The following is a 16550-nucleotide window of genomic DNA, read 5'->3' on the forward strand; positions in this document are numbered from 1 at the left end:
ATGATTCTGTTAGCTGTTAAGAAAGACTTATTTCTTATTTCTGAATCCTCCTAACTACTTCGTACTAATTACTCATCAAGACTTATTCGCCAATTGTCCGCATGCGGCATCAATATCCTTGCCACGCGAGCGACGCACCGTTACTACGATATTATTTTTTTCTAACGTATTCACATAAAGGTCTATGGCCTTACTAGAAGCTTGCTTAAACTCCCCATCATCAATGGGATTATATTCAATTAGATTCACTTTAGAAGGCGCAAACCTGCAAAAGTCCACCAGAGCGTCCACATCTTTTTGGGTGTCATTTATTCCTTGCCAAACCACATATTCATAGGTGATTCTACTTTTGGTCTTTTCATACCAATACTGTAAAGCTTCTCGTAAATCGGCCAAGGTGAACGTGGCATTAAATGGCATGATGGAGGTACGAATTTCATCGATGGCCGAATGTAGGGAAACGGCCAATTTAAATTTTACGGCATCGTCGGCCATTTTCTTGATCAATTTCGGCACGCCTGATGTAGAGACCGTAATTCGCTTAGGCGACATCCCTAAACCATCTTTAGAAGTAATCCTCTCAATGGCCTTCAATACATTGTTATAGTTCATTAAAGGCTCTCCCATGCCCATAAAAACAATATTACTTAGGGGCCGGTCGAAATACAACCGACTCTCATTGTTTATGGCAACCACCTGATCATAGATTTCATCGGGATTAAGGTTACGCATTCGTTTTAAACGTGATGTAGCACAAAAGCGGCAATCTAAACTACACCCAACCTGACTTGATACACACGCCGTGGTTCTTGACTTCGTAGGTATTAAAACAGATTCAACAATTAAATCATCATGCAGACGCACCGCATTTTTTATGGTGCCATCGGCACTGCGCTGCATCTGATCTACCTTTATATGGTTGATAACAAAATTGGCTTCCAGCATCACCCTTGTTTCCTTGGAAAGATTGGTCATCACATCAAAGGAATAGGCAGCTTTTTGCCACAACCACTCGTATACCTGATTTCCCCGAAAAGCCTTATCACCGTTGGATACAAAAAAGTCCCTCAGCTGCTCTTGCGTTAGTGCCCGGATGTCCTTTTTCTTTTTCTCTTCCATCTTTCTAAAGGTAGGTATTATAAAAATCCCGCTTCTCAGAAATTAGATAAAGCGGGATTCAGTTTTACTCCCTTTCTTCAAAGGGATTATCTTTAATTATATGATCAACATGGCATCACCATAAGAATAGAACTTATAGTTTTCAAGAATAGCTTCTTTATACGCCCTATTCATCAAATCATGACCCATAAATGCAGATACCATCATCAATAAGGTTGATTTTGGTAAGTGGAAGTTAGTAATCATGGCATTGGCTATACTGAAGTCATATGGAGGGAAAATGAATTTATTGGTCCATCCTTCATAGGTATTCAACGTATGTTTTGATGAAACCGCACTTTCCAATCCGCGCATTGCCGTAGTTCCTACTGCACAAATACGACGCTTATTCAATTTAGCATTATTTACGATATCGGTAGCTTTCTCATCTATAAACAGCTCCTCGCTGTCCATTTTGTGCTTAGAAAGATCTTCAACTTCCACTGGGTTGAACGTACCCAAACCTACATGCAAGGTCAATTCGGCAAAATCAACCCCTTTGATCTCCAATCTTTTTAAAAGATGTTTTGAAAAGTGCAACCCTGCTGTTGGAGCGGCAACGGCACCTTCATGCTTCGCATAAATAGTTTGGTAACGTTGTTCATCTTCTGGCTCGACCTCCCTTTTTATGTACTTAGGCAGGGGTGTTTCACCCAACTCCCTAAGTTTTCTTCTGAAATCTACATATGCACCATCGTATAAGAAACGTAATGTTCTCCCTCTCGATGTCGTATTATCGATAACTTCTGCCACTAAGGTTTCATCATCACCAAAATACAATTTGTTCCCAATACGTATTTTTCGGGCTGGATCCACCAAAACATCCCATAAACGTTGCTCTTCGTTCAACTCACGTAAAAGAAACACTTCTATACGTGCTCCTGTTTTTTCTTTATTTCCGTATAAACGTGCCGGGAATACCTTTGTATTGTTCAAAACCATGACATCTCCTTCATCAAAATAATCGATCATGTCCTTGAACATTCTATGCTCAATTTTTCCGGTCTTCCTGTTGATCACCATCAATTTGGATTCATCCCTGTTTTCAGAAGGGTGTTCCGCCAATAATTCCTTTGGAAGCTCAAAACTAAAATTAGATAATTTCATGTAGCTGAATTTTTTTTAGTGTAGCAAATTGCGGCTGCAAATATACAATCTGCAGATAGGCCTTGTCAAGTAAAACCTTAATTATAATTCCTTTATACTAAATTGAAGTTGTTCTAGATCAACCCAAAAATCCGGATAAGACTTGGAAACCACCTCGGCATCGTTTACATACAGGGTTGTTCTCATCGCCAACGGGGCGAATGCCATGGCCATTCGATGATCATTGTAGGTGTCAATCGCCACATTCTCAATAATTTCATTTGATGGTGATAAGGTCAATGTTTTATCGGTCACCGAGATATTGGCACCTAACTTGGAAAGTTCAGTATCAAGCGCCTCAAGACGATCGGTCTCCTTGATTTTCAGGGTATGCAAGCCTGTCAAATGACAACCGATACCTAATCCAAAGCAGGTAACAGCAATAGTCTGGGCAATATCAGGAGCATTTGAAAGGTCAATTGCATGGTTAGCCAATACTTCTTTATTGGTTTTACGAAGCGTAATTTTATTTTTTCCGAACGAGGTTGCTACTCCGAAGGCCGTATAAATTTCGGACAACACACTGTCACCTTGTAGGCTTTCTTTTTTATAGGCGGACAATGTAATTTCGCTACTAGGTTCTGAAAGTGCAACTATACTATAAAAATAGGAGGCAGAACTCCAATCTGATTCTACAACAAGCGTAGCAGGTGTTATTCGCTTTTTTGGAAAAACCTTGATGGTGTTTCCTTCGAACGAACTTTGCACTCCGATATCCTCCAATAATCCCAAGGTCATTTTGATGTAGGGAACCGAAGTGATTTTACCTTCGAGCTGCAATTCCAACCCGTTCTCCAGACTAGGGGCAATAAGCAGTAATGATGATATATACTGACTACTGACATTGGCGGGAAGGCTTACTTTGTCCTTCACAATTTTCTTTCCCTTGATATCAATGGGAGGATAGCCTTCATTCTGTACATAAGAAATATCGGCACCAAGTGTTCTTAAGGCATCCACTAAGATTTGAATAGGTCTTTCAGTCATTCTTTTAGAGCCCGTTAGCACGACCTCTCTGCCTTCTTGTGAAGCAAAGTATCCTGTGAGAAAGCGCATTGCGGTTCCGGCATGATGAATATCTACCGTACCCTTAGTTATCTTCAGTCCTTTCCCCATTACCTCGGCATCGTCCGAATTGGAAAGGTTGTCTATCGTGATATTCGGATATAAGGCGGCAAGCAATAAACTACGGTTAGATTCACTTTTAGAACCCGTAATGGTTATGTCTGCCTGTAAATTCTTATTCGATGGACCGGAGAGGTGAAGTTTCAAAATATCTGTGATTTAAAAAGAAGGCCAAATATAATGCTATTTCAACTTTTTATTAGCGTGGTGACGGTCATGATCGCGCTTAGTTTTTAAATCTAACTTTTTATCAAAAGCTTGTTGTAAATCAATACCAGTTTGGTTGGCCAAGCATAGCACTACAAATAAGACATCTGCCAGTTCCTCACCCAAATCTTTATTCTTGTCCGATTCCTTTTCGCTCTGTTCACCATAACGTCTAGCGATGATCCGAGCTACTTCTCCAACTTCCTCGGTTAATTGGGCCATATTGGTCAATTCGTTAAAATAACGAACGCCGTGTTCCTTGATCCAAACGTCTACCGCCAGCTGTGCATTTTCAATATTCATTATTCCTTATTTTTCGTGTCGATTATAATTGTCAAGGGACCATCATTCAGTAATTCAACTTTCATATCTGCACCAAAAATACCAGTGCCAACCGATTTTCCCAATTTATTTTCCAAGGATTTGACAAAACTCTCATAGAGCGGTACCGCAACTTCTGGTCGTGCAGCTTTTATGTAAGAAGGCCTATTGCCTTTTTTTGTGGCTGCATGTAAGGTAAATTGGCTCACTATGATTACCTCGCCCTTAATATCCAAAAGAGAATTGTTCATTACTCCTTTGGCATCATTGAATATGCGAAGGTTTGCAATTTTGTTGATCAACCAATCAATATCCTCTTGAGTATCTGAATTTTCAATCCCGACCAAAATAAGCAGTCCTTCTTTTATTGCAGCAATTTGTTTTGCATCAACCGTAACGCTAGCCCTTAAAACCCGCTGTATAACTACCCTCATTTTTTTTCATCATGTATGTCCACTCGATAATTTTCATCTTCGCCTTTTATCATCTGCAAATAGCTTTGATAACGGCTCCATGCGATTTCACCAGCTTCAAGGGCATCTTTCACGGCGCATTTTGGTTCATCTAAATGGATACAATTATTAAATTTGCAATGTTGTTTCAATTCAAAAAACTCCGGGAAATAATCCCCTATTTCCTCCTTCTCCATATCAACGATACCGAACCCCTTTATACCCGGGGTATCAATGATCCGGGCTTCGAAACTTAAATCGAACATTTCAGCAAATGTAGTGGTGTGTTGCCCTTGCAAATGTTGCTGTGATATTTTTGAGGTCTTTAAATCTAAATTAGGTTCGATGGCATTTACCAATGTTGATTTACCAACTCCCGAATGACCAGAAAACATGGAGGTCTTTCCTATCATCATTTCTTTCACCACCTCTATATTCTTTCCTGTCAATGCCGATATGCCTAAGCAGGTGTACCCAATATTTCTATATAACGCAGCCAAAAATTTCACTTCGTCCAACTCTTCTTCGTCGTAACTATCCACTTTATTAAAAAGTAGAATCGCAGGTATATGGTAGGCCTCTGCGGTAATTAAAAATCGGTCTATAAAAACGGGATAGGTCGTTGGATTATTCAACGTAACCAAGAGAAAAACTTGATCCAAATTCGCCGCAATAATATGGGTCTGTTTAGAAAGGTTTACCGATTTTCGAATGATATAATTCTTTCTATCTTCTATTTTGTCGATAATACCGATGGTATCATCACCAATGGTCTCTACCTCAAAGAACACACGGTCACCCACCGCTATAGGGTTGGTACTTTTTATTCCTTTAATCCTAAATTTACCTTTAATTCTACAGTCGTAAAAATCTCCGTTATCGGATTTTACGGTGTACCAACTTCCGGTCGATTTATATACAATTCCTACCATTTAAACAAAATACTTTCCAGTTATACAAAGTAACCGTTTTCAAATCCAAAAATAGTATAAATTTAGGGCCGATATAGAACACCTTTATAACAACCAAAAACTTGTAAATGAAAACTTTGAAAAAAATCCTCTTATTACTGGCGTTAATGTCAGCGGCATTGGGATCCGCACAAGAAACTATTACCAATGAATCTGTTATACAAATGGTCGAATTAGGTTTTGACGATTATATGATTATTGATAAAATAAATACTTCGAATGTTAAATTCGACGCCTCAATTTCTGCATTGGGGGAACTTAAAAAGGCAGGTGTGTCTTCTGAAATCCTATCCTTGATTATGGATAAGTCAAAACAGAACACAAAATCGAAAACTGGTATTTACTATACTGATGCCAGTGGTCAAGATAAACTGATACAGCCCAGTGTATTTTCGGGTTCCAATTCTAATGCCGTTGCCCAAAAATTGGTTTCCGGACTGATCAACTCAAAACAAAAGGCCCAATTACCTAAAACACAATCTAATAATGTAATTCGTCAAAGTCAACCAGAATTCATGTTTATCTTCGACCCCAGTGTTACAGAGGTTGATAATATGCAAAACAATCAAGGTAGCGATGCCGGCATCTTTAATTGGTGGTTCAGAATGGCTAGCAATCCTAATGAATTTGTCCTTGTCAAATTGACCGTGAAGGAGAAAAAGAATCTTCGGGAGGTGATTACCGGCAAAGAAAGCTGGATTACCAGTAGTAGTGGCATTGACCCCAAATACGCCTTGAATTTTTCAATTGAGGAAGTGGAAGGCAACAAATTTAAAGTAACTCCTGCTCCGTTGGAGCCGGGCGAATATTGCTTTATCTACCAAGGTGCCATACCTCAAGGAAGGGACAATCAATCTGTATTCGATTTTTCCATTCAATAAAACAAAAATATAATTTTATAAAAACCCGATGCAAATGCATCGGGTTTTTATATTTCCCATACTTATTCTTGCTTCGTTTCAAATCAATACATCTTCACATTTCAAAGTGTTTTGCACAATTTAACCCGTTTTGAAGTGTTAATAATTCATATATCTATAAAAGACAATCAATAATTAAAAGACCAAAACAATGAAAAAAAGTATTTTAAGCATTTTATTAATTTTTAGCGGAGTGGTAGGATTAAGCGCACAAGAATTTAAAGTAATCACAAGCGTAGAATCTATCATATCAAGTGGATTAGGGCGTTCTAGAATTATAGACGGTAATGAAGAAAAAGATTATGCAGAATTTACCTCTACGCAGACCGAAGACGACAATACGCGAAACAAATCCAAAAGGGACGAAATAAGGGTCAAAGATTTTGATGAAACCAAACTTTTGAATTTTTTCAATATTGGTGGCATCCGTTTTCAGAATATTGCGGCCAATGATGCTGTTATCTCTTCTAAAATAAATGCGATGGTTGCCGACGGTTGGGAACTTGCCTTTGTAACCAGTGCTGTTGAAAGTGATAGTGGAAAAGGTGATTCCTCTGGAATTTTCATTACCCGATACATATTTAAAAGATAGGTACTTACTCTCTAAAAAAGCCCGGTCTAATAGACCGGGCTTTTTTTATTGAAATTTTTCCTATCTACTTCACCAAATTGATCTCTACACGTCTGTTTTTTTGACGTCCATCTTTATACATATTAGTGGCTATGGGCTTACTTTCGCCATATCCGATCGCAGTCAATCTTGATGCATCTATTCCCTCTCTAATCAAGAATTTCGTAACGGACTGCGCCCTTTCTTCAGATAATTTCTGATTGGCCTGCACCGTACCAATACTATCGGTATGACCTTCGACCGTAAATTTGGCATTAGGATACTCGTTCAAGATCCGAACGATATCTACTAAAACAGGGGTGGAAGCATCCTTAATCGAAGATTTTCCAGTGTTGAACAAAATGGTACGTGCGTATTCGTTCAATGAATTCTGAACCTCAACGGTCACTTCTGGTTCTGGACAGCCCTTATTGGCCACCGTCCCCATTTCGGTTGGACATTCATCATCCTTATCAACCACAGAATCCCCATCGGTATCAGGCCATGGACAACCTCCGTTTTCAACAGATCCGGCTTCCGTCGGGCACCCATCTTCATTATCCAATAAAGTATCTCCATCCGTATCTTCCCAGGGGCACCCTCCATTTTCAACGGGACCGGCTTGGTCCACACAGTTATCCTCATTATCCAAAACGGTATCCCCATCGGTATCTTCCCAAGGACAGCCATTGTTTTCTACAGGTCCGAAATCTTTCGGACATCCATCTTCCTTATTCGGAATTCCATCACCATCAGAATCTTTAGGTCTACCGTAGTATATCGGAATTTTAAACCCAGCATACACGTCAGCCCCCTTTATTTCATCCTTGGTGAAAGTGGAAATCAGGGAACCGGAGCCTAGATAAAAAGGGCCAGCCCGTAAACCTGCTCCAATTTGAAGTCCGCTATACTGATAGCTACTTACAGGTAGGTAAAAGCTGAACCATTTGGTTTCAAAACGCGGTGTCAATGAAACTACATTAGCTGTCCGAATATTGTTACTACCTGCTGCTTGTAAGGAGAGGTCCGTATTTAGGTTTAAATAAAAATGGTTATGAATGTTCCAATCTGCAGTGAAATGCAATGCAGTCGGTAAATTCGATTTTATATCCTCTACCGTTTGGGTAAATGTATACAAGTTTTCCAAATCCTCAGCATCTTCGATATTATCATAATCTTCCTGGGTAATGGTATTATTAATATTATAGTTATCTATTGTACCTCCTTTGTAGTTGACCGCTCCAATATCTGTAACCGAAAGTCCCAATTTAAGTTTGTATTTATTCTTATCCTTCATGACCTTGGTCTCGCCGTCCGTACTTTTAATCACATAATCCTCATAATCGGGACGCCATTCATACACGAATCCTAAATCCGCCCCAAAACCGCTCGAATCGGGTAATTCATAGTCATAATCGTCAGCATCATAATCCGCCGCCCGACCATACAAAAGATCGCCCGTGGAAGTTAATGTTCCAGAAGTAGAATTATCCGGTAGCGTAGCTCCATCCGCATCATAATCAACGGTCACATTGGTACCGGTGGCGTATGCATTTCCAAAACCTTTAAGGTATTTGAGGGAAAGTCCGCCCTTTAAGAAATGTTGTTCTTTATTCATTAACTCCCTAGCATAGGTAAGTCCTACTTCTGCCCAACCACTGGCTGAAGCATAAAAATCGCCTTCATCGACCAAGAAATCTTGATTTTCATCAATATTATCATTAAAACTGTCGATACTTTCTCCGTTGAATTCATTTCCGGTCACAAACGTTCTTGCTCTAGTGAAAATAGCTATAGAGGATTTCTTCCCAACATTGAACATAAAAGAGGGTCCTAAAACATCTACTGAACTTGTGAAGTTATTATTATTGGATAGCGATAAGTTAACATCGGTATCATAGTCGAACGTACTTGAAGTTAAATCAGAAAATCTAACGCCCATATAATCGTTCGTAAAAAACCCACTTGCACCTATTAGGTTAATATCTGTTTTAAACCGGGAATCGGCAATATTTGCCGGGTTAGCAATTACCCCGTTCACTCCACTATAGTTATCGGTTAGATAACCCATATAGGATTGTGCGTTTACCGATGTAGTCAACACAAGCAATGCTATACCAAAAAAATATTCTTTCATACCCATTTATTTTATGGTTAATTGTTTAGGTAATTCACTAACGTTCAGCCATCTTTCATATTGCAATGACAATAAGCTTTTTCCTACATTTTAGGATTCAAACAAAAAAACATCCGTTAATTACGGATGTTTTTAAGTAAAAAGTAGTTAAAGTCTCTTAAGCGTTCACTATTTTCTCTTGGTGTCTAATCGATTCTTGGTGAATCGCTTTGAACATTCTTAGAACGAATTCCTCACTCAATCCTTTGCTTTCTCCTTCCAAGATCATGGCTCCTAAGATTTCGTTCCAACGGTTGCTCTGTAATACGGCAACATTCTTTTCCTTTTTCAAGGCTCCAATGGCATCGGCCGTTTTCATTCGCTTGCCCAAAGTCTCGATCAACTGGTTATCATAGATATCGATATTCGCCCTAAGATTGGTCAGTTTCGCATTGTATTCTGCTTCAGAATCAGATTCTTTACGTATTTTCAAATCTTTCATGATCTGAATCAAACGAGCTGGTGTTACCTGTTGTGCAGCATCACTCCATGCATTGTCCGGATCATGATGTGTTTCGATCATCAATCCGTCAAAATTCAAATCCAACGCCGTTTGTGAGACATCAAAAATCATATCCCGTTTTCCGGTGATGTGCGATGGGTCGTTGATAATCGGTAAATCTGGGAATTTAGTTTGTAGATCGATTGCCATTTGCCATTCTGGTATGTTCCTATATTTAGTTTTCTCATACGTAGAGAAACCTCTATGGATGACTCCCAAATTTTTGATGTTGGCCGTAGACAAACGCTCCACTGCACCTAACCACAAGGCTAAATCTGGATTTACGGGATTTTTCACCAACACAACCTTATCGGTTCCTTCCAAAGCATCGGCAATTTCTTGAACGATAAACGGACTCACCGTAGAGCGTGCGCCGATCCACAATAAATCGATATCGTGTTCCAAGGCCAATTCTACGTGGGCACGGTTAGCAACTTCCGTCGCTGTTTTCATGCCTGTTTCCGCTTTTACTTTTTGAAGCCATTTAAGGCCTAATGCCCCTACACCTTCAAAATTTCCTGGGCGCGTACGGGGTTTCCAGATTCCGGCCCTGTAATAACTTACATCGGTATCTTTTAGGGAGTGTGCAATGCCAAGCACTTGTTCCTCGGTTTCCGCACTACATGGCCCTGCTATTACTAGTGGATGGTCTAGTCCCAAATCATCCAACCATGTTCTCATTTGTTTTGAATTTTCCATTTTATTTAATCTATTTCTTGTTTAACGGTATTCCTTTTAATATTCCTTTTATTTTATTGGTATTGTTCATTTCATTATAAATGCCTTCATAATCATCTTGCAGCAATAATTCTTTAAAGGCGGTAAGGTTTTGGATATACTCTTCCAACGTCTCTACGACATTCTCTTTGTTCTGTTTAAAAATAGGGGTCCACATGGCCGGTGAACTTTTTGCCAAACGTACGGTGCTTTCAAATCCACTGCCCGCCATGTCAAAAATATCACGTTCATTTTTCTCTTTTTCGATAACCGTTTTTCCCAACATAAAAGCACTGATATGTGACAAATGCGATACGTAGGCGATATGTTTATCGTGCGCTTCTGGATTCATATACCTGATGCGCATACCGATGGATTGAAAAACTCGCAAAGCCCTTTCTTGCAATTTAAAAGCGGTAAGTTCCACTTCACAAATAATATTGGTTTTATTTTGGAACAAACCGTTAATCGCTGCAGACGGACCTGAGAACTCGGTTCCCGAAATGGGATGACACGCTAGAAAGTTCCTTCGCTTGGGGTGGTTTTCCAAGGTTTTACAGATCAAGGCCTTGGTAGAACCTACATCAAAAACCACACAGTCCTCGTTTACGGCATCCAGAATAGTTGGCAACTCCTCCACCATCACATCTACCGGAATACTGACAATGACCATATCGGCCAAATGTAAATCCTCGTAAGTAGCCGTTCTATCAATAATCCCCAAAGAAATTGCCTCTTCTAAATGTGATGTATTGGAATCTATGCCATACACGGTCACCTCTTGGTTTTCAGATTTTATATCCTTTACCAAAGAACCTCCAATCAACCCAATACCGATTACAAATACGTTCATATTTTTTTAGATACTAGATTTTAGAAATGAGATTTGAGATGCACATATTTAATTTATAAAAATCTCATTTCTAATAGCTTTCTACTCAAATCTTTTTATCGCTTCTTTTATTTTCTCTTCGGCTATACATAATGAAAACCGAATATATCCTTCGCCATTACTTCCAAAAATGGTTCCTGGGGTAATGAACAAATCTTTTTCATATAATATACGGTCTATAAATTCTTCGGATGTGGTGCTGCCTTCTGGCAACTTGGCCCAAACGAACATGCCAACCGCTTTTCTATCATAAACACAGTTTAATTTATCGGCCAACTGAAAAACGAGTTCTCTACGTGCGGAATATACCTTGTTCAATTCCACAAACCAATCATCACTACTTTCCAGGGCGGCAATAGCTCCTTTTTGAATGCCGTAAAACATTCCCGAATCCATATTGCTCTTCACTTTCAAAATTGCATTGATGTGCTCTTCACTACCTAGAACAAAACCTACACGCCAACCAGCCATATTAAAGGTCTTACTCAACGAATTGAGTTCAAGGCAAATGTCCTTCGCCCCCGGAATACTTAAAATACTTGAGGGTTCGCTGTTCAGTACAAAGCTATACGGATTATCGTTCACCAAAAGAATATCCTGCTCCTTGGCGAAAGCGACCATTTTCTCAAATTGTTCCCGGGTAGCTGTTGCGCCTGTGGGCATGTGGGGGTAACTTAACCACATGATCTTTACTTTCGAGAGATTCTGAGCTGCCAGTTCTTCCAAATCTGGGAACCAACCGTTATCCTCGGTGAGGTCATAATATTTCGGAACCGCACCTACCAAATGGGTAACCGAAGTATAGGTGGGATACCCCGGATTCGGAATCAATACCTCATCCCCTTCGTTTAAAAAGGCAAGGCTTATATGCATGATTCCTTCCTTGGAACCCATTAACGGAAGTATTTCCGTGGCCGGATCTGCAGTCACCTGAAACCTGTTTTTATAAAATTTCGCGATGCCTTCCCGTAATTGTGGTAAACCTTGGTAGCTTTGGTATTGGTGTGCTCCCGCTTCCAAAACGGATTCCTGTATGGTTTTCAACACATATTCGGACGGAGCCAAATCTGGACTCCCGATCCCCATATTGATAATCGGTTTCCCTTGCGCCATCAATCCCCGTACTTCCCGCAATTTTTTGGAGAAGTAGTATTCCTGTACGGTGTTCAATCTATCGGCCGTCTGTATCATGCCCTTACATTTTTATATTCGCCCAATACTTTAAAATCTTCGGCCATGATGTTCAAAAGACTTTTTGCTTTTGTAAAATCGGCATAATCAGTAAAAGTAATGTCCACAAAAAAGGAATATTTCCATGGTGTTTCAATTACTGGTAAAGATTGTATTTTCGTCAAGTTCAATCTGCAATCACTCATCACGTTAAGCACAGCGGCCAAACTTCCCCGTTTATGGTCCGTTATAAACCGTACCGAAGCTTTGGTTATCTCAGCTTCTGGCAGTACACTATTTTTTGTCTTTACAATGATAAAACGGGTCGCATTATTTTGAATGGTCTGTATGTCGCTCGCTACGATGTCCAACCCATACATTTCTGCAGCAACATAGGGCGCAATGGCCGCAACATGCTTTAATTCCTGGTCTTGAATACGTTTTGCCGTTTCTGCCGTATCCACGTCTTCCACTAGTTTGATATGTGGAAATCGCTTAAAATATTCCTTGCATTGCAATAGGGCCATAGGGTGTGAACTTACTTCTTTAATATCAGCTATTTGTTGACCTTTCAACACCATCAAATTATGATGTATGTTCAGGTAATATTCTCCAATGATGTGCAAATTGTTGTTATTGACCAATGCATAATTCGGAATAATTGATCCCGCAATGGAGTTTTCAATCGCCATGACGCCTTGGTCCGCTTCCTTGCTCAACAGTTTATCTACCAACACGTCGAAAGACATGCACTCGACCAATTCAACTTGTTCGCCAAAGTAGTCCTTCGCTACTTGATGGTGATTGGAACCCTTGATTCCTTGTATGGCTATTTTTAAACTCACTTTTCAGTTCAATTGTATTCAAAAAAAAAGTCCCGATGTATATCGGAACTTAATTCTATTTTATCTTTAAAATATGCTAGAACAGTCCCGTACTTCTTTTAAAAAAGAAGTAGAAATAAAAACCGTTCCAGAAATATTGCTTTGTCATTGTGTTTCTAAACTTTGGCTAAAGTAATAATTATATTTAAATACTGATATATTTGAGAATTTTTTTTTGAAATTAACAGTTGACACTCAAATTCAAATCTAATTTTTGAGATTATTGGATTTTACCTTTTATCAAAGAAAGAATCTACAACTTCATCCAAGGCTATTTGCATCTTAGGATCCGTGCAATTAATCAAAATCGAAAACACCATTTGTTGTTCTGGATAAATGAATAAATTAGAATAACCCCCAACGCCATTACCAATATGACCATAAAATTTTCTGCCTTTGGCATCTTCGCTTACTTGCCAACCTAAACCGTAAAAGGTAGGTTTATCAAGCACCGTTTGTGAGTCTAAGAACTGAGATCGCATTGCTGCACTTAACAATTTTCCATCCAAATAGGCCTGACCCAATTTAGCAACATCCTCTGATGTAGACAAATAGCCACCACCGGCCAATTTATAATAATTGTTTACGGGAATGGCTTTTCTAAAACCAATAACACATTTAGTATAAAAAGAAGCCTTGTTTTTTGATGCTTCGGTGTCAGAAATGACAGTACCCATTTTGCCCAATTCCGGATTCTTTGGAGCGAAGGTATTTTTCATATCCAAAGGATTCAAAACCCTTTTTTGAACATACTGTTCAAAAGGAATTCCACTGGCTTCCTGCATCGCCAGGGAAATCAGGACCCAATCAAAACTAGTATACAGATAACCACGCCCCGGCTCGAACAACAAATCAGCATCTTGAAAAACTATCAAGCCATCCTTAATTCCATAAGGTTCATTCAAACCATATTCCTTACCCTGATAAGTCCTTATACCCGCGGTATGACTGGCGAGTTGCCTAATGGTAAAATCCCATCGCTTTTTGGGATAATACGGGACATATTGATAAAAAGAAGTGTCCAAATTAATTAGCCCGTCTTGCACCATTATTGCCAAAGCTGTTGCTGCAATAGGTTTCGATATGCTGGCGACCCGAAAAATAGTTTGCTGCGGGTTGACCACAGATTTTTTTTCAACATCAGCATAACCATAACCCTTTTGAAAAAGTGTCTTTCCCTCTTTAAGAATGGTAATTGCTAATCCAGGAACCTTTTTAGATTGTACTAGATTTTGCAATAATGCATCAGCCTTTAGAAAACCTTTTAAATTTGGATCGTCTCCCAAAATCCGCTCAGACGCGAATACATTTTTCAGATATTTTAAAATCGGATTCATTCCACAAAAATCAATCGACCATTGTACAACTCCTCCACAGAAACCTCGGTTGGCCTATTGTAACTTAATACATCCCCTGTTCCACGAAGTACCCCGATCAACTTTACTTGTGGATTGATCAACAGATCATTGGAACCTCTATGGTTCAGATTGACATTTTGCGCAATAAATTGCGCTGCATCTATGCGTGAATCTCCAGCGGCTATGTTGAGGTTGAAATTAGTGGCCTCACCTTTTATCTTAAAATAGGCAATCCCGTTCACGGTAATTCCCAAGGAATTCACATTCAACTCCAAATCAAAGGAACCATCTGTGGTTGCCGCCTCAGGAACCGAAAAACTTTCGGATAATAAACTCAATGAATTAAACGATAACATGCCATCACTTTTAATGGGAAAACCTGTGCTGCTTCTAATTTCCGAAAGATTCGGGGTGGTCACGTATACGACAGTGGTACCATATTTCCTCACGTAATTGCAATCGTTGGTATCCGTCAGGACCAATCTTCCACTTTCGACAACGGCTTCCACTTCATTTCGTAAGTATTCCCCTGTCTCAATTTCCACTTTTTGGATATTACCTTGTTTGATGATCAAAGTAATATTTTCAAAGACAGTAATCTTATCAAAGTCCGCCACAGAAACTTCCGCTCTTGTGATGTCTCCGGTATCCTGAAAACAATCCGGAGCATTTTCAGAGTTGCAAGAATGGAAAGAAACCACTAGCAATGAGCAAAAAAACAGAACCACTAGCTTTCGACTCCGCTCGACCAACCAGGTTTTTATCTTGTAATTTCTCGTATCTAACATCTTGTTTCTTTCGTCTTAGTGCTTACAACCGTATTCCTACTCCAAACTCTACCGCTTCCGCTTTGGCTCCATGCGATTTTAGGGTTACCGAGCCAAATACTTTATCCCCAAAATACCGTTTTATCCCTATACGATTATACAAGCGACCTTCAAAATCGAAGGGATAATACACATAATACCCCAATTGGGAAATAATGCTCATTTTATTGATAAAAAGTTCATGCCCTACGAACAAACCTACCCTTTTGTAATCGGTATCAGCAGCTACATTTTTCTCGGGAAAGGCGATACTCTGGTATCGAATCAATTCTTTTAGAAAATTGGAAAAGAAAACATCCGTACCCAACTGTATCGCACTTTTACGGCCCAAACGTTTATCCGCATACATGGAAGCTACTACGAATCCGTACTGCCCTTGGTCGATGACATCACTTTCATTGATACCCGTTCTTACTACCAAATTGTACTTGACGGGTTCTGAAACTTTTTCCTTCTCCCGGTATATGTATTCCAGTTCATTTCCTCCATCCAAATCATAGACCAAACCCAGATTTAAAGCCAGGGTATTGGTTGAGGTATTCGGCGCCCTAAAATTCGCGTTGGAATAATGGATGATGGAAATACCCGCCTTCACCCCCAAACCGGCTACCATATTCTCTTTATGGTAATTGAACATCAAATAGGTTGAACTCAAAAAATCGGAACCATAGGCGTTGTTCCTAAAATTGCTTTCCTTATCATAGGGATTGGTCGTGTAGGCTATTCCTTGCCCCACCCTAAGTTGCACGTTTCGTTTAAAAAAGTAAAAATTGTAATGGGCGTATAAACTATAATTCTTTCCTAAAGTCTCGTTGTTCATATCCTGATAAATGAACGAGTAGCCAACATCGGGATATTTATACAACTGTTCCCATTCCTCCAGGCCATAAGTTTTTCGGTTATAACTCAAGATGAGTCCGCCAGGATGCGAAGTGATGAGATGGGAAATATCGGGATTGTGCAGTATTATGGACCCATAGAACTGGTTCACATCTAAAGTGTACTTCTTCGACTCCTGACTTTCTTGCGAAAAACAAAACGTAACCAATAACAACAGGAAGAGAAAAAGTCTTAGGTTCATGGAAGGCAAAAATAATTATTAGTATTTAGTAGT

16 protein-coding genes are annotated in these 16550 nt (G+C 39.5%); 2 read left to right on the forward strand and 14 right to left on the reverse strand.

What is annotated here, in order from left to right; translation table 11 throughout:
* Window positions 1–75: 75 nt before the first annotated feature.
* The 6 genes from rlmN to rsgA form a co-directional block, all read right to left on the reverse strand.
* Window positions 76–1119: a 23S rRNA (adenine(2503)-C(2))-methyltransferase RlmN gene (gene rlmN, locus ACNR9Q_RS17160; RefSeq protein WP_419212446.1), complete on the reverse strand. Its 1044-nt coding sequence runs from the start codon at window positions 1117–1119 to the stop codon at window positions 76–78.
* A 96-nt stretch (window positions 1120–1215) separates the two neighbouring features.
* On the reverse strand, window positions 1216–2265 hold the full coding sequence (queA, locus tag ACNR9Q_RS17165) for a tRNA preQ1(34) S-adenosylmethionine ribosyltransferase-isomerase QueA (protein ID WP_419212447.1): 1050 nt from the start codon (window positions 2263–2265) through the stop codon (window positions 1216–1218).
* A gap of 81 nt (window positions 2266–2346) precedes the next feature.
* Window positions 2347–3576, reverse strand: coding sequence for a 3-phosphoshikimate 1-carboxyvinyltransferase (locus ACNR9Q_RS17170; RefSeq protein ID WP_419212448.1), 1230 nt, complete (start codon window positions 3574–3576; stop codon window positions 2347–2349).
* 36 nt (window positions 3577–3612) lie between these two features.
* The gene (locus ACNR9Q_RS17175) at window positions 3613–3939 is read right to left on the reverse strand and encodes a nucleotide pyrophosphohydrolase (protein WP_419212449.1); all 327 of its coding nucleotides are present in this window, start codon (window positions 3937–3939) and stop codon (window positions 3613–3615) included.
* Window positions 3939–4391, reverse strand: coding sequence for a D-aminoacyl-tRNA deacylase (gene dtd / locus ACNR9Q_RS17180; protein ID WP_419212450.1), 453 nt, complete (start codon window positions 4389–4391; stop codon window positions 3939–3941). The genes ACNR9Q_RS17175 and dtd overlap by 1 nt, the downstream gene beginning before the upstream one ends.
* Entirely contained in the window at window positions 4388–5341 is a 954-nt protein-coding gene (gene rsgA, locus ACNR9Q_RS17185; protein ID WP_419212451.1) for a ribosome small subunit-dependent GTPase A, read from the reverse strand. Before rsgA ends, dtd begins: the two co-directional genes overlap by 4 nt.
* A gap of 107 nt (window positions 5342–5448) precedes the next feature.
* On the opposite strand from rsgA, the gene ACNR9Q_RS17190 reads away from it, so the two are divergent.
* Window positions 5449–6261 (forward strand): hypothetical protein, encoded by an 813-nt coding sequence (locus ACNR9Q_RS17190; RefSeq protein ID WP_419212452.1) that lies wholly within the window; start codon window positions 5449–5451, stop codon window positions 6259–6261.
* Between the two features lie 190 nt (window positions 6262–6451).
* A complete protein-coding gene (locus tag ACNR9Q_RS17195) occupies window positions 6452–6892 on the forward strand; it encodes a hypothetical protein (RefSeq protein WP_419212453.1) in 441 nt (146 codons plus the stop codon).
* Between the two features lie 64 nt (window positions 6893–6956).
* On the opposite strand, the gene ACNR9Q_RS17200 is transcribed toward ACNR9Q_RS17195, so the two are convergent.
* From ACNR9Q_RS17200 to ACNR9Q_RS17235, 8 genes are all read right to left on the reverse strand, one after another.
* The gene (locus tag ACNR9Q_RS17200) at window positions 6957–9047 is read right to left on the reverse strand and encodes a DUF5723 family protein (protein ID WP_419212454.1); all 2091 of its coding nucleotides are present in this window, start codon (window positions 9045–9047) and stop codon (window positions 6957–6959) included.
* Between the two features lie 157 nt (window positions 9048–9204).
* Window positions 9205–10287 (reverse strand): chorismate mutase, encoded by a 1083-nt coding sequence (locus ACNR9Q_RS17205; RefSeq protein WP_419212455.1) that lies wholly within the window; start codon window positions 10285–10287, stop codon window positions 9205–9207.
* 10 nt (window positions 10288–10297) lie between these two features.
* Window positions 10298–11158 carry a prephenate dehydrogenase gene (locus tag ACNR9Q_RS17210; RefSeq protein ID WP_419212456.1) on the reverse strand — a complete coding sequence of 287 codons (861 nt, stop codon included), beginning with the start codon at window positions 11156–11158 and terminating at the stop codon, window positions 10298–10300.
* Window positions 11159–11239: 81 nt separating this feature from the next.
* Window positions 11240–12388, reverse strand: a complete 1149-nt coding sequence (locus tag ACNR9Q_RS17215; protein WP_419212457.1) for a pyridoxal phosphate-dependent aminotransferase — start codon at window positions 12386–12388, stop codon at window positions 11240–11242.
* Complete coding sequence (locus ACNR9Q_RS17220; RefSeq protein ID WP_419212458.1) at window positions 12385–13212, reverse strand: prephenate dehydratase; 828 nt, start codon at window positions 13210–13212, stop codon at window positions 12385–12387. Before ACNR9Q_RS17220 ends, ACNR9Q_RS17215 begins: the two co-directional genes overlap by 4 nt.
* A 269-nt stretch (window positions 13213–13481) precedes the next feature.
* Window positions 13482–14588 carry a serine hydrolase domain-containing protein gene (locus tag ACNR9Q_RS17225; protein ID WP_419212459.1) on the reverse strand — a complete coding sequence of 369 codons (1107 nt, stop codon included), beginning with the start codon at window positions 14586–14588 and terminating at the stop codon, window positions 13482–13484.
* On the reverse strand, window positions 14585–15397 hold the full coding sequence (locus tag ACNR9Q_RS17230; RefSeq protein ID WP_419212460.1) for a head GIN domain-containing protein: 813 nt from the start codon (window positions 15395–15397) through the stop codon (window positions 14585–14587). The genes ACNR9Q_RS17225 and ACNR9Q_RS17230 overlap by 4 nt, the downstream gene beginning before the upstream one ends.
* A 22-nt stretch (window positions 15398–15419) precedes the next feature.
* Window positions 15420–16517, reverse strand: coding sequence for an acyloxyacyl hydrolase (locus ACNR9Q_RS17235; protein WP_419212461.1), 1098 nt, complete (start codon window positions 16515–16517; stop codon window positions 15420–15422).
* Between the last annotated feature and the right edge of the window lie 33 nt (window positions 16518–16550).

This window comes from Maribacter sp. X9 (assembly GCF_048537565.1).
In the GTDB taxonomy this organism is placed as follows: domain Bacteria; phylum Bacteroidota; class Bacteroidia; order Flavobacteriales; family Flavobacteriaceae; genus Maribacter.